This is a genomic window from Ruegeria sp. CDSC051 (assembly GCF_059610665.1).
In genome coordinates this window covers 65,231-84,076 of record NZ_JBXWOC010000009.1, presented here as the reverse complement: position 1 = coordinate 84,076, position 18,846 = coordinate 65,231, and the positions used below count along the sequence as shown (strand labels likewise).

At 52.5% G+C, this 18,846-nt stretch carries 14 protein-coding genes; 4 read left to right on the top strand and 10 right to left on the bottom strand.

Annotated features, from left to right (window positions below; all coding sequences use genetic code 11):
* The first annotated feature begins 195 nt into the window (after positions 1 to 195).
* Positions 196 to 2,472 (top strand): serine/threonine protein kinase, encoded by a 2,277-nt coding sequence (locus tag AC2FH0_RS17790; protein ID WP_496790001.1) that lies wholly within the window; start codon positions 196 to 198, stop codon positions 2,470 to 2,472.
* 403 nt (positions 2,473 to 2,875) lie between these two features.
* Here AC2FH0_RS17790 and AC2FH0_RS17785 read toward each other — a convergent pair whose 3' ends face one another.
* The gene (locus AC2FH0_RS17785; protein WP_496789998.1) at positions 2,876 to 3,970 is read right to left on the bottom strand and encodes a helix-turn-helix transcriptional regulator; all 1,095 of its coding nucleotides are present in this window, start codon (positions 3,968 to 3,970) and stop codon (positions 2,876 to 2,878) included.
* A 208-nt stretch (positions 3,971 to 4,178) separates the two neighbouring features.
* Between AC2FH0_RS17785 and AC2FH0_RS17780 the strand changes: the two genes are divergently transcribed.
* The gene (locus AC2FH0_RS17780) at positions 4,179 to 5,129 is read left to right on the top strand and encodes an alpha/beta hydrolase family protein (protein ID WP_496789995.1); all 951 of its coding nucleotides are present in this window, start codon (positions 4,179 to 4,181) and stop codon (positions 5,127 to 5,129) included.
* Positions 5,130 to 5,202: 73 nt separating this feature from the next.
* Here the strand turns inward: AC2FH0_RS17780 and AC2FH0_RS17775 are convergent, their stop codons facing one another.
* Positions 5,203 to 6,531 carry an ankyrin repeat domain-containing protein gene (locus AC2FH0_RS17775; protein WP_496789994.1) on the bottom strand — a complete coding sequence of 443 codons (1,329 nt, stop codon included), beginning with the start codon at positions 6,529 to 6,531 and terminating at the stop codon, positions 5,203 to 5,205.
* A 1,074-nt stretch (positions 6,532 to 7,605) separates the two neighbouring features.
* Between AC2FH0_RS17775 and AC2FH0_RS17770 the strand changes: the two genes are divergently transcribed.
* Positions 7,606 to 8,103: a hypothetical protein gene (locus tag AC2FH0_RS17770; protein WP_496709600.1), complete on the top strand. Its 498-nt coding sequence runs from the start codon at positions 7,606 to 7,608 to the stop codon at positions 8,101 to 8,103.
* Between the two features lie 8 nt (positions 8,104 to 8,111).
* Positions 8,112 to 8,786, top strand: a complete 675-nt coding sequence (locus AC2FH0_RS17765) for a sensor histidine kinase (protein ID WP_496709599.1) — start codon at positions 8,112 to 8,114, stop codon at positions 8,784 to 8,786.
* Between the two features lie 221 nt (positions 8,787 to 9,007).
* Here AC2FH0_RS17765 and AC2FH0_RS17760 read toward each other — a convergent pair whose 3' ends face one another.
* The 8 genes from AC2FH0_RS17760 to AC2FH0_RS17725 form a co-directional block, all read right to left on the bottom strand.
* Positions 9,008 to 9,679 carry a response regulator transcription factor gene (locus AC2FH0_RS17760; protein ID WP_496692155.1) on the bottom strand — a complete coding sequence of 224 codons (672 nt, stop codon included), beginning with the start codon at positions 9,677 to 9,679 and terminating at the stop codon, positions 9,008 to 9,010.
* Between the two features lie 94 nt (positions 9,680 to 9,773).
* Complete coding sequence (locus AC2FH0_RS17755) at positions 9,774 to 11,357, bottom strand: sensor histidine kinase (RefSeq protein WP_496709598.1); 1,584 nt, start codon at positions 11,355 to 11,357, stop codon at positions 9,774 to 9,776.
* 1 nt (position 11,358) lies between these two features.
* The gene (locus AC2FH0_RS17750; protein WP_496709597.1) at positions 11,359 to 12,888 is read right to left on the bottom strand and encodes an ABC transporter transmembrane domain-containing protein; all 1,530 of its coding nucleotides are present in this window, start codon (positions 12,886 to 12,888) and stop codon (positions 11,359 to 11,361) included.
* Positions 12,885 to 13,949 carry a hypothetical protein gene (locus AC2FH0_RS17745; protein WP_496789993.1) on the bottom strand — a complete coding sequence of 355 codons (1,065 nt, stop codon included), beginning with the start codon at positions 13,947 to 13,949 and terminating at the stop codon, positions 12,885 to 12,887. The genes AC2FH0_RS17750 and AC2FH0_RS17745 overlap by 4 nt, the downstream gene beginning before the upstream one ends.
* Positions 13,950 to 14,166: 217 nt before the next feature.
* On the bottom strand, positions 14,167 to 14,595 hold the full coding sequence (locus tag AC2FH0_RS17740) for an EF-hand domain-containing protein (RefSeq protein WP_496702894.1): 429 nt from the start codon (positions 14,593 to 14,595) through the stop codon (positions 14,167 to 14,169).
* Between the two features lie 1,062 nt (positions 14,596 to 15,657).
* A complete protein-coding gene (locus AC2FH0_RS17735) occupies positions 15,658 to 16,446 on the bottom strand; it encodes a transporter (protein WP_496789991.1) in 789 nt (262 codons plus the stop codon).
* A gap of 41 nt (positions 16,447 to 16,487) precedes the next feature.
* Entirely contained in the window at positions 16,488 to 17,498 is a 1,011-nt protein-coding gene (locus AC2FH0_RS17730; RefSeq protein ID WP_496702891.1) for a DUF1254 domain-containing protein, read from the bottom strand.
* Between the two features lie 16 nt (positions 17,499 to 17,514).
* Positions 17,515 to 18,573, bottom strand: a complete 1,059-nt coding sequence (locus AC2FH0_RS17725; protein ID WP_496692146.1) for a DUF1214 domain-containing protein — start codon at positions 18,571 to 18,573, stop codon at positions 17,515 to 17,517.
* Positions 18,574 to 18,846: the final 273 nt, after the last annotated feature.

Here is an 18,846-nt window from a genome sequence, read left to right as displayed (position 1 = left end):
CAAAAGTAAAACGTTTGTATGTACTGACTTCCTACGCTGACCAACTTGGATCGAACAGTGTGCATACTGGAAATCACGAAACAAACGGACTCGCGTAAAGAGTGTGTATAACTGAGGAACGTTTTGTGATTGGAAATTGAATAATTCCTGATGTGCAAGGGACGATAACGGACGGGACGAGGCATGGGCAACGTAATGAAACTAGTAACGACTGGTGATGAAGATACGGGTCAGATGATCGGAGCCTCTTCCGCAGACGACCTCCCTGCAGGCGCCCGGTTGTTGCATGGTCAGTACAAAATTGACCACTACCTGAACAGCGGCGGCTTCGGCATTACCTATCTGGCCAATGACAGTCTCAACCGCAAGGTGGTCATCAAAGAGTGTTTTCCAGCCATGTTCGCGCGCCGACAGAATCTGCTGGTGAAGGCTCGTGTGCAAAAACACAAAGAAGATCTTCGCCAGATTGTGCGGCACTTCATCAACGAAGCCCAGCGCCTGGCAACTATGGATCACCCCAATATCGTTGGTGTGCACCAAGTCTTTGAGGACAATGACACCGCCTATATGGCACTGGACTTCGTTGAAGGCCCGGACCTTTTGGACGCAATCGACGACGCTGAAACCCAGCTGGACGAAGCCGATGTCATGTCGATCCTGCGGCAGATTCTGGATGCGGTCGCATTTATGCACAAGCAAGGGATGTTGCATCGGGACATATCGCCTGACAACATTCTGGTCGGACCCAACAAGATACCTGTATTGATTGATTTTGGTGCTGCGCGTGAGCAAAATAGGAAAACAAACCGTGTTTTGTCTGCCTTACGCGCAGTCAAGGATGGCTATTCCCCACAGGAATTTTATGTCACTGACGGCGTGCAAGGGCCGTTTAGCGACCTCTATTCCTTGGCGGCAACATTCTATCATGTGATCACCGGAGAGCGCGCGCCAGACAGCCAGACTCGGGTCTCTGCGATTGCCGAGCAAAAGCCCGATCCATGCAAACCTTTGCAGGGGCGCTTTGATAAGTATGATGACGTCTTTCTCGAAGCGCTCGACAAGGCTATGTCGGCGATGCCAAAGGATCGCTTTCAAACCGCTGATGAGTGGCTCGAGGCGATAGATCACTTGACCGAACCGACCGCCGTTGAACAGGATGTTAGAGTTGCGGTCTCTTCATCCGGCGGAATCAACCGTGTCGCAATAACCGGCGGGCTGTTGGCATTTGGAGTTGTAGGTGCCGTAGTCGGCGTGCTGGCCATCGGAGCATTTTCACCATCCTCCGAGCCACAAGCAACGCAAGAGGACGTTTTGGCTGCCGAAGCCGAAGCCCGCGCCCAAGCTGAGATCGAAGCAGCGGCGACAGCGGAAGCAATCGCAGATGCCACCGCACGGGTCGCAGAAGCCGAGGCACGATTGGCCCAAGCCGAAGCCCGCGCGCAGGCAGAGACCATAGCGCGTGCTGAGGCCGAAGCCGCAGCTCAGGCAGCGGCTCAGGCCGAAGCCGAAGCCCGCGCCAAAGCGGCAACCGAATCGGAAGCTCGTGCACAGGCTGAGGCCGAAGCGGCTGCTCAGGCGGCGGCCCAAGCCGAAGCCGAAGCGCGTGCCAAAGCCGCTGTCGAGGCAGAAGCACGCGCGCAAGCCGAGGTTGAAGCGGCCGCCAAAGCCGCGGCAGAGGCAGAAGCTCGCGCGCAGGCCGAAGTCGAAGCGGCAGCCAAAGCCGCAGCAGAAGCGCAAGCCCGAGCCCAGGCTGAAATCGAAGCAGTCGCAATGGCGATGGCAGAGGCAGAATCGCGCGCGCAGGCTAACGATGAAGTTGCTGCTAAAGTGAGCACTGGCGACACAGATCAGGCGAATGTCGAAGCTGATACTACCACTCAAATCGTTCAGGATTTAGGGCCGACTTCAGTGAAGTCTGAATGGAAGGTTCTTTTGCCTTTTGTAGCGTCGGCGGATAGTCCCGATACTGTGGAATACGTCGCTAGCGAGGCCCCGGTTTGGGTTCACGCGGGGCTGCGTATTGACTCTGTCAATGGGATTGAAATCAATGATCTGAACTCCATCGCTGCCGTTCTACTTCAATCTGGGGCTACTCCTTCGCAAGAGGGAACCATGGATGTGACCATCGGGCTTTCTAACCCAAGAGACGGTGTCGAAGTGCGGGACGTTACTCTGGGTGTCGTACAAGACACGACCTTGTCGAATGGCATCGTTTTTCAAACTCAATATGCAGAGAATGGAAAATGGGTTACGAGCGTGGCTCATGTCCCAGAAGATGTAGGCCCAGGCACAACTCTGAAACCGAACGACCAGCTGACAGCATATTTTCCGACAGATGAAAATATCGATGGGCAAGATACGATTGCTGATCTTCTGCGAGCAGGTTTGAATGACGGCCAGACTGACTTCAAGTTCACGGTCAGGAGAGGCACTTCTTTGTGGCTGGCGGACTTGCACTACGTGGGCAAGTAAAAGAGAGATCATGGCTGAACGCAGTGTGCGAGTTGACCACGCCACATTGAATAGGTGGGTTGTGAAAAAGCATAAACTGGTTCTAGTCTTTCGAAAAGTTTGCGACACATCTGTCTGGGCGTTCGTCACAGACGAAGATAACGAAACCGGTATGTTTCATTTCACCGTATATGGAGAAAGTGAGCCAAAGCTCTCTGAACAAGTCGGTGTTCTGAGCAGCGGAATGCTTACCAGCCTTGCAATGAGCAAGCTATGCGGTTCCATTCGCGATTGGCGCGAAGTCCTAGCCTGTTGTCGGCACATTCATTCACTGAGATTGTGACTTTGCTAACGCAGCATGAAGGCTGCGCCACGGACGCGGCTTCGAGCCGAGACAACTGTCATTCGATTTGTGACCAAGTATTTACGCCGAGTGTGAATGCTTGGAATTTTGCGGATTATGGTCGTCGAATTGTGGTTTCTCTTTTGAATTTCGAAGTGCGCGGTACTCGATAGGCGTTTGTCCGTAGACCCGTTGGAATGCACGATAGAAGTTGGAGCGTGCCAAAAACCCTGATTGAGAAGCGATGTTGGCAACGCTTTCATTAGTTTCTGCAAGCAACCGGGCCGCATGAGCCAAACGGAACTCGTTCACGTATTGCGACATGTTGGTTCCTTGAGTTCTGTTGACAGCAGACGACACAGTGCGGGCCGGAAGGCTTAAGCGCTTGGCAAGTCGTTGGACGGTTATGTTGGGGTCCAAAAAAAGCTGTTGTTCATCCATCAATGCCTGCAGTCGTTCTAGGACTTTCGCATCTTCAGTATTGGATACTGGCGCTGCGTATGACACAGCGTTGGCTTTGGGAAACATCACTGGGAGCGTGATTGACGTCGCAAGAAGAAGAAAGATCAACGGAACAGTTCCGTAAGAAATCAGCATTGAGGCATTGGCGCCCTTGTTGAATGTAAAGTCGATTGCGATCGCGCTATCCAAAACCAGTACAAAGACGAGAAATCCAATGCCGCGTAAAAGCCAGTTGGAAAGCGCCTGGGTGACATCGACCCGTGCTTGACTCAGTGCGTCAGGCCCCTTCCGCCAAAGTAAGAAGAGAGCGACGCAATAATACGAATAGCTGGCACTGATTACCCAATCCATGCTTCTCAAGTCACTGGCCAAGAGCAGATACAACCCGATCAAAATGAAAGGCGCACTTAGGTGCATCATGACGATCTTGGCGACGTCGTGTCTTTCGACAACCAACGATGCAAAGCTCAGATACAAGAGCGGCCCGAGGACCAAGGGCAACGTGCGTTGCAGCGGGATCAACTCCTCGACTCCGTAGCCAAATCGCAGACCGACCAACAGGGATGAGAAGGCGCCCAACCCAAAGAAGGCCGAGAACAACATGTTGGCCAGACGAAAGCCCAGATCCAACCGCCAGGCCAGCATGGTAAGCACAACGCAAAGCAATGCTGTCGCCAGCGGCAAGGGGAAACTGATCAACCCGGGGCTGTCCATTTGTCCTCTTTCTATCGAGACCTGTCCTCAATCAGGATCAAGGACAGGTATAGGCAGTGCAAAGCATTGTTTCAAATAAACCTACGGCTCAGCTTTGACGTATCTTGAACGATGATCGGAGCTTTCGATGAGACAATCTTCTTACCTTCTTGCAGGATTCTTAGCTATGTGCGCAGCCACGGCATTTGCCCAGCCCTATCGGGCTGCAATGACAGAACTCAATGTCGCCGACGTTGAGGGAGAACGCGATCTGTCCGGATTTATTTGGTATCCAACAGATGCAACTGGGCCAGAAACTTACGACTTCGAAAGTGAAGTGTGGGCTGGGACGAAGGTTGTGAAAGATGCTGCGCCAGTGACCAGCCGGTTCCCACTTGTCGTCTTATCTCATGGTATGTTTGGCAACGCCTACAATCAGGCATGGCTTGCCGGTGCGCTGGCACGGCGCGGATACATCGTGGCCGCCATCAGCCATCCTGGTACGTCAACCTGGTCTCGCGATCCCGATCTAACGCGGCAACTGTGGGAGCGGCCAAAGGACATTTCCCGTGTCATTGACCATGCAACCGGTTCGTCTGATTTTGCGAGGTATGTCGATACAGACAGAATCTATATGGCGGGACACTCACTGGGTGGCTTTACGGCTGTTGCCCTTGCCGGCGCGCAGTACGACGCGGCTGGGTTAAATCGGTTTTGCGACACTCAGCCAGACGAACTGGCTTGTGGCATCCTTTCGGGTTGGAAAATCGCGCAAACATCTGAAGATCGCGCTCAGATGGAAGCTGACCTGTCTGATCCTCGGATCAAGGCATTTGCAGTTTTTGATCTTGGCGGAACACAGAGCTTTTCCGAAGCGAGCCTTCGGAAAATTGACCGGCCGATGTTGGTCTTTGGGGCGCCGATCATGAATTCTGGTCTAACCCTCGACATTGAATCCCGTGCCCTGATTGCCGCGCTACCCACGCAGAATGCACGCTATATCGAGCCCGAGACGCTATCGCATTTTGACTTCCTGGGTCGCTGCAAGCCCGGAGGCTACGAACTGCTCGCAAGAGAAGAACCGGGAGACGAAATCATCTGCTCAAATGGCGGCACAGCGCGTGCTGCCAAGCATGAGATGATCATCGACGCTGTTACGGATTTCTTTTCGAATTCATAACAGTGCGGAGGCGGAATGGTACGGTGAATCCGGCCTTCCGCCTTCGCCTCCTATCATGATCGCATAAACCAGTTTAGGCGACACCACCGTCGACAACTTGCTCGGGATATAGCTCCGCCCAATCTGACAAAAACTCGAACACGGCATCTTGGCTTGCCAGATCTATGGCACGGCGCGGAAGAGCGACGCCTTCCCGCAATGCCAGACACAGGCACCGAGTATAGTCGCGGTCTAATCTCTGCGGGCAGTTCTCTGACCCATGAATAACTGTGGACAGAAGTGTTCCTCCATAGCCGTTCACATGTGTCAGGTCTGGCTTTAACGACAGAAGGTACTCCATGACGTCTGGCAAGCCCTCCCATCCGGCAACCTGCACCGGTGTCAATCCTTCGGTATCTGGACGGTCATATTCAACTCCTACGGCGACCAGTCGTCGAACGTGATCCAGTTTTCCCGGGATGTGCAATATCATTCGAATGATATTGCGGTAAGCGTCAGGTATCTTGTCTGGGTCAAAGTTGCATGGCGGCTGAACGCCATCGGCAACGGCACTCAATGTAGTTTCGATTTCACTCAAGGTCGTATCTGCGCCGCGCTCTTCGAGCATCCTCGCCAAACTGACATTTCCAAATACCCGCGCATAAGCATAGGGCGTAGTGTTTTCAAAGGGCCGATTCAGATCGGCTCCATTTTCAAGAAGAAGCTCGACCATATCTGGCGTGGCCATCCTTCGCGCCGCCTGGTGTAGCGCAGGGACGACCCACGGTGCCTCGCCGCCAACATGCGTCCCGTCAAATTCATCTACTTTAGCCCCGTGGTCGAGAAGCATCTGAACCGCCGTTGTGTCATGGAAGTCCATCGCGCGCAGCAATGCGTTTGTCCCCTTCGGGTCGGCGCCATGATCCAGAAGCAGTTGCAATCCCTTATGATGACCCAGCTCGGTTGAGTGATAAAGGCTCTCGCCGTCGTTCGGATTTGCGCCGTTCTCCAGCAGCCATTGCCCAAGAACCATATTGTCCGAATGGCCTATGGCGAAGTAGAGCGGTGATAGCTTGTAGTCGTTGCCATGGTAGACCGGCGCACCAAGATCAACATCAGCACCGGATTCCAAAAGGGCATTTGCGATATCAAGCATGTCATTGGCCAGCCCGGATGCGCGATGAATCCACTTGGACCGGGCGAGGATCGTCAAAGGCGGCGCCAGATCGCCAATAAGCTCGGTCGCCAGTTTCGGCGTTTGGTTGAGAAATTCCAACACATCCGACTTGCGATAAAGGGCCAGACACAGCCCGAAATCTCCGTCAGCCAGATCGGGCGCGTCAGCCAGAAGTTGATCAACAGCCGTAAAATGACCCTGAGCGAGAGCCAGTTTCAGGCGCTGCCGTTTGGCGGCTCTGTCCATGCCTAGTAGTTCGGCTGCGAACTTTAAGGCAGGCCAGGTCGGAAAACTGTTCTCGCACGCAATTACGTGCAAATAGTCCGAGTGCCTGAGTGCTGTTGCCTCCGGTCGAGGTGGATAGTTTGCGATGCGTTGACGGGCGCGTAATTCGCCTGCTTCATAGTCTTTGCGAAGTGCTTTGGCATCGCGGCGCAATTGGTCCAGGGATTTTGCCATCGGTGTCCTCACTTTTGGCTCGATGGTCCGCTGAATCCGAGCATGAGACATACCGAAATAAGGCTGTCGTATTGTTGATAGAGATGCCGATGACAGCTTTCCGCGGACCTGGAGGCTTTCCCTAGAAGCATTCCTATCATAACCATCCGAAGCAGCACCCGCAAGATCGGCTTGAGTGGATGACACTGATGCGAATGACCGCAAAACGAAGGCCGCGGCCTGCAACGAGACCCAAGAAACAGATGCTGCACTCTGCACGAAGGTCGGTAATGTGCACACAGTTGCCAATTAGGAACTGTTGTTCATCTCGTTCTGAACCACGTCGGCGTCTGAATGCTCGCAGGGCCAGTTAACGAGTCATTTGCGCCTTAGACTTCACTTCACACCAACGAAAAACAAATCCTTACAAATTTTTAAGATGTCTGAAAGGTCAGTTAAAACTCCCGGTATTCTACGGACAGCTTAGTTGATTAGTAACGAGGCGAGGGTCTTGTGCTGAGTTCTGTTTTACCCGTTTTGGCTGGCGTTCTTTTTGAAATTGGGCATCTGTGGCCGGCATTCTTTCTGGGCCCCGAAAGTGTTTTGGCTTTTTCAACCAACACTGCCCAATACTTAGTCTTTGCCTGCATTGCAGCACTGGTTTTTTTGCACAGAGGCCACAATCTCTCTCGCAACCTAAGTACATCAGTTCTGAAAGTGACATCTGATCCCAAGTGTCACACCCATCGGAGGACCAACGCCCTCCCTGGTTTGGATGACAGATTAATTGATCAGCTGTTTCTTCATGCCCAAGCAGTTCGAAGTGACAGACATACAGGTCGACATTGTACCTCCACAATCACAGCGAGAATTGGATAGAAAATGTCGAAATCCAAAGGTGACGCCACCTCTGTGCTGGCCAGATTTAACGAAAGATTTGGCCTGATTCAAAAACACGTCATCACCATTCCGCCCGCAAACAACAAAGCCCGCCCGGACAATCGTGCATTTGGTGCAGGTCAGACCAACTATTCCAAGGCCAAAAAGGAGCCAAACATGTCATTGGACATTTCTAAACTAAGTGAAATCAAAGGTCTTCTGGGGGCGTGCCTCGTCGACAGCGATACCGGTCTTGTTTTAGGCACAGAGGGCGGTTCCAAGTTTGATCTTGATACCGCAGGCGCCGCGAATGTTGAAGTTGTCCGCGCTAAGCTGCAGGCAATCGAAGCTTTGAAACTCAACGATACCATCGAAGACATTCTTATTACACTTGGCAAACAGTTTCATCTGGTTCGCCCACTGGACAAAAACCCAAACATTTTTGTGTATGTCGCGTTGGACAAGAAGGTCGCCAATCTGGGTCTCATCTCGACAAACTGACGGCTTTGATGTCAACGACCCGATCAGCCGCTGCAGCAATTGCGCATGATCTGAAAAGCCCGCTCACTCATGCTTATATAGCACTTCAGAAAGCGAAGGATTCTCTACAATCGGAAGGTCGATCCTTAGAACCGATTGACCAAATTCAATCTGAACTTGATCGTCTCAAATGGACCTTCGAAACAGTTTTGAGGATCGACCGTATTGAAGAAGGAGGCGGCCCCAAAGCGTTCAGCTATCTGGATTTAAATAGATTGGGTAGAGAAACAGTTGAAAACATTATTCCACTTGCGGAGGTTAAGGACCAAAGTCTTATTTTTGTGGATAACCAATCAGGGCGTACACTAATCGAAGGTGATGAAGGTATGTTGAAACAGCTCTGTGCAAACCTTCTGCAGAACTCAATTGATCATTGTCCGGATCATTCCAGGATTCTCCTGACTGTTGAACAAGAAGAAAGCACCATTACGCTCTCGGTTATTGACGATGGCCCTGGTGTTCCCGAAAACACACTGGGCAAGCTATTTGTTCCTTTCTATAAGCTAGAAAGTGAACGAACCAGTGTTGGGAATGGATTGGGTTTGGCGCTGGTGAAGGCTATAGCAGATCATCATTCGGCGCTCTTAGCGGCGACAAACAACTCACCTGGGTTGACTGTTTCAATTAAATTCGAAATCGCTTAGCGGCTTTAATTGAGACCTTGGCTCACACAGTTGTAAAGCGTCTTGTTGGCATTGGTCGGCATGCTGAATTCTCTTACACAAAGTGGGCAAGAAAGTTTCTTGAGTGTTTTCTTCTCAAACCCTGAGATCGCTCAAGAGCCGGAGCATTGCTATTCAACCTTGCGCAATATCTAGGCCTCTTTAATGGAGGTACATCTTCGACTGATCCACAAACGAAGTATTCAGCTCATGCGGTAACCGACGTTTCTGAGGGTCACGATCCTCTGACCATCTGCACCGATCTTGCGTCTGAGGCGCCCGACATAGACATCTACAACATTGGTCAATGGATCTTCATTCATTCCCCAAACTGAATTCAGAATCCGCTCTCTTGATAATACGCGCCCAACATTGGTCAAAAACAAAAGGAGAAGGTCGCGCTCTTTCTTCGACAGCTGGATTTCTTGACCTTCGACAGCGACCTGAAGGGATTGCTTGTCAAATGTAAGTGCTCCGCATGTAATCACCGTGTTGCTGAGATTATTTGCATAGCTGTTGGCGCGGCGGTGCAACGCTTCTATCCGAGCGATGAGTTCGTCGAAATCAAAGGGTTTAGGAAGATAGTCGTCTGCACCAATCTTCAATCCTTCTACCCGTTCCTCAGGGCTATCCAAGGCGGTCAACATCAGGATAGGGATCTTTGACTTTCGGGCACGTAGCTTGCGACAAACATCTTGTCCCTGAATTCCCGGCAACATCAGATCCAACAAGATAATATCATAATTGCCGGATGCTACGTGCTCCAAAGCATCTTCCCCGCTTGGTGCATGATCTATGGACCAACCTTCAGCAGACAATCCGCGGCGTATGAAGTCAGCTACGCGTGTTTCGTCCTCGACAAGTAGAATATTCATAGTGTGCCTCAGTTTTCTCTCTGTCTGAAACCATGTATGGCAAAGCTGCGTGAGGTTTTATGGTTTTGCAATTTGCTTCTGAAACAGACAGGCATTAGCCCGTTTCTCGTCGAACATCGGTTTGTACAATTTTCATTAGGGGTTCTTTGGGCAGCGTTATAATGATTTTCAACCCGCCCTCCTGGCGATCTTGAAGATCAACGGTCCCACCATGGGCTTCGACAATCGATTTAACGACTGGAAGCCCCAGACCGCTTCCCTCGATCCCCTGCCCCGAGGCGTTTGAGCCCCGAAAGAACCGGTCGAATGCCTGGGATTTTTCCGCTGCGCTCAGGCCGGGACCGTCGTCTTCGATTGTAATCGAGCAAGACGCGAGCCCTTCTTCCAGTATTGCGCTGATTGTTGGGCCTCCATATCGTCGTGCATTTTGCAACAACGCGAGTATTGACTGGCGAAGCCGAACCTCATCGACCGAAGCCTTCACCATACATTCTGGGCTTTCGACCTGCACCGGATCAGGGAACATCGCCACGGCATCTCGTACCACTTTTCGTAGATCCGTTTTCTTGCGATCCAGCCTAAGTTGACCCGCCTCGAACCGAGCGACGGTTAGCATGTCATCAACGATTTGATTGGTGTGCTTTGCGGAATCCCGAATACGGGCGAGTGAGTCGGAAGTATCCTCTGACAATGTGTCTGATGTCCTTAAAGTAACGTCGGCCTCTCCAAGGATAATTGCCAGTGGCGTTCGCAACTCGTGACTAATATCGGCCATCAATCGTTTGCGGTTCTCTTCCCCCATTTCAAGTTTGTCGATGAGTTGTTGAAGCTCGAACGTTCTGGCAGCAACCGTTTCTTCAAGTTGCCTCTTTTGCTCGGCGCGACTTGCTTCTCGGGCAGCCAAGCCTTCCGCCATGCTATTCAGAACAGTGCCTAATTCCCTGAATTCACGGCTACCACCAAGATCTACGGGCTTCGAATAATCGGCTCTTCGCAGGCGCCCAACGCCGTCTGCAAGCAACGTAAGTGGTTTTCTGATTTGGCGGTTGAACGATACAAGGGCCACCAGCAACACACCTATGGCCGCAAGAACGATCACGTAAACCAATCGTTCATTCCATTCTCGAAAGGCTGCTGCTTCGGCCAAAACTTCTTCAACCTCTTCCACTTCCTCATCAAGCGCGGCCTGAATTTTTTGATCCAGTTCGTCATCAATGTCCCCGTCCAGCAGGGCGGCCAGACGCTCAATCCGCACAAATGTCTCAATCGGGCTACCAGCCTCTGAAAGGTTCGCGATGGCTGCATTGACAGCTTCTATATCGTCTTCAATCTCATCGAGAAGCTCCAGCTCTTCGAACTCCTCTTCGCCTACCATCTGAATTTCCCGGGCAATGGTCTTTCGGATTGCATCCAAAGTCTGGGCGATTTTCTCCTGCAGCTCTGTCTCGCTGATCCCATCATCCCGATCGCCGATAAGAAGTGCGTCACCGTGTTGCTTGAACAGACGGTATAGGTCCGCCTCAAGCCTCAGATGCAGGCCATATGACTCATGGGCCAGGGAAATTCGGGCATCCCACCATCGGGTTTTTTCGAGACTGTATAGGGTCAGGCCCGCTAACCCACCCAAAAAACCGATCAGTACAGCGGCATAAATCCCAAATAGAGTAGATGAACGCATATCAAATAACCCTTGAATTCTGTTCTAAACTAAGCGGGATGGCGTGTTCGGCCAAAATGATGGTGGCCGACGAAAACTCCTGCAGAGTTTCGAGCAATTCAACCGTGTGATGCCAGCATGACATCCACCTGACTGACGCGATGATGACGACATCAGCTTTGCCGAGAACAGCGCGCACGAGATCCAATTGCAGAGTCTGGAGTGGCAAAAGACCTTTACCGTTCTCCGCCAACCGTTGATCTAGGCCGCGGGGCGCCGCGAGGAGATCGGACAGCCCAAAAACCCGCATAACCGTTGCTATCCTCAGATCGCTCGGTCGTCTCCGACAGCTCAGCGTTGCGGATCGTCGCAAACTTCCCTGAAGTCCAACATGGTTGTCTCCGATAAAGGCGATCTTCGGGGTACTAACTCCCCCACCATAACAGACATCAATGCCATCGTTTGCGTCTAGCCCGGCGATGATACGCGCGAGGCTGTTTGCATGTATATCTGTTAATTTGGAAACTGATCCCGGCGGAGCCACAAATGAGATGGGCTCCTGATCAAGCTCTCCGGCCACCTTGATGGTAATCGGGTCGTTTAGGTTTATTGCAGATCTGGTCACTTCTGGTTCCGAAAGCAGCTTCTCGGCTTTTTCACGGGCGACCCTCCACGCGCAATATTGGTCCCACGCCTCAGCCAGATTTTGTAACGGAAGGGCAATCAACGCCAATACCGACAGGCAAGCTGCAACTGTCGACGGAGCAATGGCGTACCGACTGGCCTGCCAAAGCATCAGCAGAGCGGTTAACGCCACACCCAGCTGCAAGACCGCCTGCAGGCTGGTTGTTCTACCGCGACGTGCCAGCGCATCACTGCGCAAACATGCGCCCTGTTTGTCAAGCTTGCGCAGTTCACGGTCGGTTCGACCCATCTGGTCTAATTCAGGTGCGATAGAAATGCGTTCAATCATGGAAATAGCAATGTTGGCTCGATTTCGACGAAGTTTTTGATGGCGCCGAACGAGATGCCAGGCCAGCAACCCCATTGCGACCAGTGCAACACTCAGCGAGGCGATACCATTGATCGCAAGCATAGGGTCGAGAAAATAGAGAATGGATACCGCGCCAGGGATCACAATCATTGCAGACCATGCATCCGGCAATCCGCGACCAAACCAAAGTCGCGCTGCAGATAAGTCACCGACAAACCTTAGGGACAACGCTCCAACTCGGCGTTTTTCATGTCGGGACTTTGGAAGTCGCGCAATCTGTCGATAAAGCGTCCGGCGCAGTGAAATTGTGTAACTCTGGCCAAGCGCTTCTGCCCGATATCGTGAAAAGAAGAGACATGCTGCTGCGACGGTACCGGAGACCCCCAGTTGCAAGACAGTATTTGTTGCAAGTACATCCCCGGCGTGAAGTGCCGCAAAAGCATCTCGTGTAGCAAACGCTGCGAAAGCAAGCGCAATAGCCTGCACGATTCCGCAGGATACCACGAGGACCGCATCAATGATGCGGTCCCTTGTGGCCAGTCTTGGGAGGGGGTTCATGCGGCCACATCTTCGCGGTCGCGTCGCATCAACGGTGCAACATGTTGGGCGATAATCGCTGGCGACCAAAGATCTTCGCGTGTTAAAATTGGGCGGCTGGTTACTTCTGCAGCTTCAGCAGCAGCCAACGGGGAACAACTGACCTTTCCGGATACCGCAAATGGGCTGAGACCCACATTATTTAGAACGGTTACACCGCCCAACGCACTCAGCGCGTCCGGCGCAGCGAATAAAATGCCGTCCAATCGATCCCGAATGCGTGAGGATTGTAAGATTGCCCGTGTTTCCTGCTGGAAGACGCCATCAGCGATCTCGACAACCACGACTTCGGCACCGCGCGACGCTGCAGTTGCAACCAGTGTATCAAATCCGGATTCGATCGCTTCAAATGGCATTCGATACGTGGTCGCCATTCCTACGTCAGTGAAATCAAGAGCTGGCGCGCCCCCATCTTCGAAACTGTTGAAGTCACCAAAGGCCCCGGTTCCGGTGGCTTTGACACCGGCGACGGCATATCCAGAGCGCATCAACCCATGGCCAAGGCTTGATGCGGCTGTAGTTTTTCCTGAATTCATTGAGGCTCCAAAAACACCAATGACCGTTACGCGCTCGTTGGTCGGCATCGATGGTAACGCATAATCTGCCACGTTGATCACCTGACCCTTGGCATTGGTCAAAAGGCCGATTGGCTTTAACCGTGTTGGATCATCCATGCAATCATGCGCGGCGTCTACGCGACCTGCGACGCCGCCACCGGCAACGAGATCGATAAGATCATCATCAATCACCGCGCTGGCAAGAAATTGGTCTGGTGCGTATCGGTCACCCAAGCATAGAACAACGTAATCGCCTGGGTAACTGACAGAGGCGCGACGTTCCGCTAATTGGATTTTCTTGTGATGACCAATCTCGGCGATCTCACAGAGGATAAGATCCCCTGCCTTTGCAGTATCCAACTGCGCGGAAAGTCCATGTACATCGGACCGGTCAACTCTGCGGGTTGTAAACGCCCATTTTGCGATTTCGCAGGCAATAGGCGAGGTTTGGGAAAACTGTGTCATGCATTGCTCCGTAACTGGCTGTTCAGTGAAATCGTTTTGCCAAAGTGATGTGAGAACATTTGCAAAGTGGAATGAAGGATTGGCATGCAAACGAATGAACGGCAAATGAACACTTTTCAGGGTCCTCGTTTCTGTCTCAAAGCAATCTGATGCTAGTTCGATCTCCGGTTTGTCCTTGCGGACAGTCACTTAGAGTGCGCAAACGAACGGTTTTCGGTCAGTCATCATCGTTCCGATCGTCGCCACGGTCATCGTCTCCATCCCGTTCACTAGCCCCTTCGTTGTTAGATCCGCGATCATCTTGACCTTTAGTTCGATCTCCACGACCGCCGCGGTCACCAGTGCTACCTATCTTGTTTTTTGTTCCCCACCGTAACTCAAGGATCGTGATGCGATCGTCTCGGTTGCGATCAATGTCTTCAAGAAGCCGCCGCGCACCAACTTCTCCAAAGGCGGCGGACAGCTCATTCAAGCTCAAGACACCGTCAGAATTCGTATCAACAGACCTGAAACTAGCAGTCTGCGCCGCTGCTTTATTGAATTGACTGTCGCCAATCAGAAAAGTGAAAGCCAATAAAACGGCGCAGGTTAGGTAGCGAAAAATTCTCAACTTGCGTTGCGCTGACCTACTTCCAGTCTTTGTCACAGACGATCCCCTGCTCGTCGGTTGTTTCTGTGAACCAACGGTATTTAATTTCAGTAGGACAATATGGCTCGCAGAGATGAAAAGCGCATATATAGAATGTGAACGTTGGATGAACGGTATTTCCATGCGAAAAGATGGCTTGGCCTTATTGTTTGGAAGCCTCTCGGTATCAGGTCCGGATACTAGAGACTCAGGAACTGAAAATGCGGTGTTTTCAGTTTCCTACCAGAGAAATTCGGAGTGCAGGTGCTGGGCAATTGCCGCCTTTGGTCCTCACGGAAAAACCTTCTTGGCCTCTTAATCTTGGTTTGGTCCATCAATCAGTACTCGAAGCCAACAACGTGGGTTCGTTTCAAACAGATCAAAAGGACTTCGATAATCTTGCAATTTACACAAATCAATCAGAGGCTTTCTCCACAGAAAGAAGTTTACTGTTTCTGTCAGATTGAAGGTTTGATCTTATCCAGCAACCGTTCAGTTTTACATCACCACCGAAGGCCTACTTCCCGCCAGAGATGTTTTTCGCCGCGATCACAAAGGGTACAAAGCGGTCATTCGGGCGGAGAATACCAGGGGCAAGTTTGTCCGCACAGCAGACATCGACCACCACTTCTGATCGTTTGAACCTTACAAAACTGTCAGATGACGGCTTTGAGCCCAACCCAGTCATTGTGATTTTTCGCGGCGCAAGCTCGCAACGGAAGAAATGCTACATGCGCTTGAAATCTGGCGCTGTGACGCGGCGATGAAACCGGCCATTGGTGCAACGCGCAGCGAGGCTGGAACGGTCAATTCACACAGTCGGGCAAAGCAGTCTTTCGCAGCGCGCGCGCCAAGGATTGCTTTACGGAATTTACGACTTCTAGATCCTTTCTCCCTGAACTGATGGAGGTACTACCATCGCCTTATCAAAGCACCAATGTATGCGACCTAGCTTGAGGCGATTGCAACTTCTGAAGATTAGGTGCGAGCTCGACATGCGCTTGCTCCATTGCCTATCATCTGTTCTGCCATCAAGACTCCCTGACTTCCGCGCTTAACAAACAGAGCCTGTGCCAAAGGTCAGCGCCTTCTGGGTAAGACGACCTGGGCCTGCAAGCGTATTCTAAGGCCATCTGCACCGACCTCGGGTGCCTCAAGCCAATAGCCGACCCCGGCTTGCAGATTGACCGGCACCGCACCCCATTGCACCAGCCGTGACACCGATGCGTTAACTGGCACAGCCCAGGCTTCAGCCTCCCAGTCATAGGTACTTTCGCTTTGAAGCAAATAGGTCCAGGCACCTTCAGTGGAGTAAGCAAGAAACGGCTGGAGAAAGCTGACATTCGTGGGGGTTTTGGGGTTGCTTTCCAGATCCCACAGATGATTGGCCAGCGCGCCATAGGTCCAGGGCCCGGTCTGACGCAGGGCAATGCCGGTGATCCCGGCGGCCCAGGTGTCGCTTGACACGTCGCTAAAGGTCGGTAACCGCACAACCGGACCAATGCCCCATGTCAGATCCCCTGTTCCTGTAGGAGAAAACCATGCGGAGAACAGAATATCTCCGACCCCTTCCTGACGCGTCCCCGGGACAATGTCTTCCTGCCAGATGTAAGGAATGATAGTACGGGTGATCAGGTTAAGGTCATTGTTAAGTTCAAAGGGCACGACTGGCTGAAAGTTCAACGTGGTGCGCGACCCCTGATCAGAGACACCCAGGTTATCATCATAGTTCAACTGAAACGGAACCGAGATGATGGCAGCAAGCGGGTTGGCCAGTTCCTGGGCCAAATCGGCGGCCTCGTCTGCAACGGTTGAGGTTGCTACGCTGGCTGCAAAAAACAGCCCCACAAGTGCATGGGATCGACGCATGGCCGTGTACTCCTTTTTGAAAGGCGGGATGGGCGAGTGGCCTAGTTGATCGGTTCCACCGTCGGGAACGACCAACTACCGCTCAGGATTGCATCCTCTGGCTCGTAAAGGCGGACAGCATAGTTCCAGCCCGGAGTGATCGGAAGGCAGTTCACGCGGCCGTCGTCGCACCCACCAAAATGGAGTGTGACTGATCCGTCTTCCGCGGCTTGGGCCGTATAGCCGTTGTAGCTGTTAACACCCAGATCATTAGCAGCCAGGAAACCCTCGCCATTATAGACGGTCACCGACCAGAACGCCCGAACCGGGACATCCTTAACTGTAACCGCGTGTGGCGTTTCTCCATCGTTCGCATCGACCGCGCCCAACAGGTAAATCGCTGCCTCTGGGGGCAGGCCGCCCCAACCCGAGAGCGCCCCAACCAGAAACTGAACCGGGTCAACGTCCTCTTTGGCTCTACCAAAGGCACGCGACGTATCGATACCCAGCAGGGACAAATCGCTGATTGCCTGACGCGCTACGGCAAGTTGTTCGGTATTCCAGTTGGGCGCATCAAACGGACCAGTTCCACCGCCACTGACAACAATCTGATCCTGCGCCACCCGTGCCGCAGCGATGTCTTGTGGGTCGGTTACATCTACAAAAGTGCGGAAGGCAATGAATCCGAAAGGCGTACCAAGGTCTTCTTTGGTGATCAGGTACGTGCCGGGCGTTGCCTCGGCGTACATGAAATGATCCTGGTTGATGACATGCATCGAGATGTAACGGCCATCCGCCTCGGGGAGCGTAACTTCGACGGGTTCGGTCAAATCGAGCAGAACCGCAGAGTAAAGCGTATCCTGGTTCATTCGGATCACCGGCTGATTGTCAGGTGTTGTGGCTTCGCGCATATGCCCTAACTCGCCAACGGCCAAGCCGAGATTACTCATGTTAGTGCGGAACATATGGTCGGTTTCCGCGCGCACGAGATTGTCCACGGTCACATCAACCACGTCCTCGGCCCAGACCCCTGTCGGGAGTGTCAGGGCGATTGCCAGAAAAAGCTTCTTCATTTTTGCATCCTGTCATTCAGTTCACGGGTTGCACGGTCGGGAATACCCAACTTCCGTCGATGACCTCGGAACCGGGCTGATACAAGCGCACGGCGTAGTTCCAGCCGTCCATGATTGGAAGGCAGTTCACGCGGCCATCGTCGCAACCGCCGAAATGCACGGTCACACTGCCATCGTCGTTCTGGGTGCCCGAAACCGAGTTGACCACGTAGGCGTCGAGGGAATTGAGTTCAAAGAATCCGTCTGCATTGTACAGGCTCACGGACCAGAATGCGTTTACGGGAACATCCGCCGGCACCTGGATATAGTATTCGCCGAGCGGCAGGCCGGGCTCGATATTGAGATAAAAGGCTTCTTCTTCTGGTAGACCTCCAAAGCCGGCTGCGGTGCCCAAGAAATGGCGCAACGGGTCGACGTGTTCTGCCGTGCCAAAGGTCCGAACGCTGTCTGTTGCAAACCTGCCCAACTCAATCGCGGCCTGACGCACGGCCGCGAAGCTTTCGGTGTCATAATTGGGCATCTCGAAGGGCGTTGCCGAGGCAGCTTCGATAGTGAACCCGTCCTGAATTGTGTTGACTGCCGCGATGTCCTCCGGACTCTCGGCATCCACAAGTATTCTCATGAAAACAAGTACGTAGGGGGTGTCAAATGTGTCCATGTCGAGCTGAAACACACCACCGCCATCAAATACTTCATTGATGAAATGGTTCTGATTGACCACCATCGTTGTCATGTACCGGTCGCCCACATCGGGCAGTGTCAAGGTTGCGCCTTTGCTGATGTCGATAACCGCAACGCTATAGAGTGTGTCCCGGTTCATCCGGATAGTGGGCTGATTGTCGATGGGCGTGGGTTCATTGAAGTGGAAGAACTGGTTTACGCCTCCGGCCAGCCTGTCATACGTTTTCAATTCGTTGTCAGTCGCAGCCCGAACAAAGTTACTTATTGTGACCGGCACCTCGTATGTCTCGGCAAGTGCATCAACTGTGGTATCAAAGCTCTGAGCCGTCGCGGAGCTCCCCAACGCTGCAGCCAAGGCCGCCAGCTTCCAGCATTTGCGCGTGTGATTGATCATTTGCCGCTCCACTAACCAATTATTGCAATACATTGCTTGATGGTCCCGACACCTGCTCAGGCGGGCATTCTCACGCCCCTCAATTGGTGGGTTGCAGAAACTCTACAATTGGAACCATGGTCGTTGTTTTTCAACAAAACACAAAACTCGAATGTATACCCTGACCGATTGGAACAACCGTGTCGGAAAACTGGTTCAAAATGACAGGTTGCAAACGCGCATTGACCAACCTGTCTGATATTCTTCTTGTTTTACGCCCATGCGGCTGACCAA

Bases quoted from the DNA above. Each gene is read 5' to 3' on its own strand.
- AC2FH0_RS17785 (WP_496789998.1), bottom strand. From the start codon at position 3,970: ATGGACAGCCCCGGGTTGATCAGTTTCCCCTTGCCGCTGGCGACAGCA.
- AC2FH0_RS17735 (WP_496789991.1), bottom strand. From the start codon at position 16,446: ATGCGTCGATCCCATGCACTTGTGGGGCTGTTTTTTGCAGCCAGCGTA.
- AC2FH0_RS17790 (WP_496790001.1), top strand. From the start codon at position 196: ATGAAACTAGTAACGACTGGTGATGAAGATACGGGTCAGATGATCGGA.
- AC2FH0_RS17775 (WP_496789994.1), bottom strand. From the start codon at position 6,531: ATGGACAGAGCCGCCAAACGGCAGCGCCTGAAACTGGCTCTCGCTCAG.
- AC2FH0_RS17750 (WP_496709597.1), bottom strand. From the start codon at position 12,888: ATGAACCCCCTCCCAAGACTGGCCACAAGGGACCGCATCATTGATGCG.
- AC2FH0_RS17760 (WP_496692155.1), bottom strand. From the start codon at position 9,679: ATGAATATTCTACTTGTCGAGGACGAAACACGCGTAGCTGACTTCATA.
- AC2FH0_RS17780 (WP_496789995.1), top strand. From the start codon at position 4,179: ATGACAGAACTCAATGTCGCCGACGTTGAGGGAGAACGCGATCTGTCC.
- AC2FH0_RS17770 (WP_496709600.1), top strand. From the start codon at position 7,606: ATGTCGAAATCCAAAGGTGACGCCACCTCTGTGCTGGCCAGATTTAAC.
- AC2FH0_RS17765 (WP_496709599.1), top strand. From the start codon at position 8,112: ATGTCAACGACCCGATCAGCCGCTGCAGCAATTGCGCATGATCTGAAA.
- AC2FH0_RS17730 (WP_496702891.1), bottom strand. From the start codon at position 17,498: ATGAAGAAGCTTTTTCTGGCAATCGCCCTGACACTCCCGACAGGGGTC.
- AC2FH0_RS17725 (WP_496692146.1), bottom strand. From the start codon at position 18,573: ATGATCAATCACACGCGCAAATGCTGGAAGCTGGCGGCCTTGGCTGCA.
- AC2FH0_RS17745 (WP_496789993.1), bottom strand. From the start codon at position 13,949: ATGACACAGTTTTCCCAAACCTCGCCTATTGCCTGCGAAATCGCAAAA.
- AC2FH0_RS17755 (WP_496709598.1), bottom strand. From the start codon at position 11,357: ATGCGTTCATCTACTCTATTTGGGATTTATGCCGCTGTACTGATCGGT.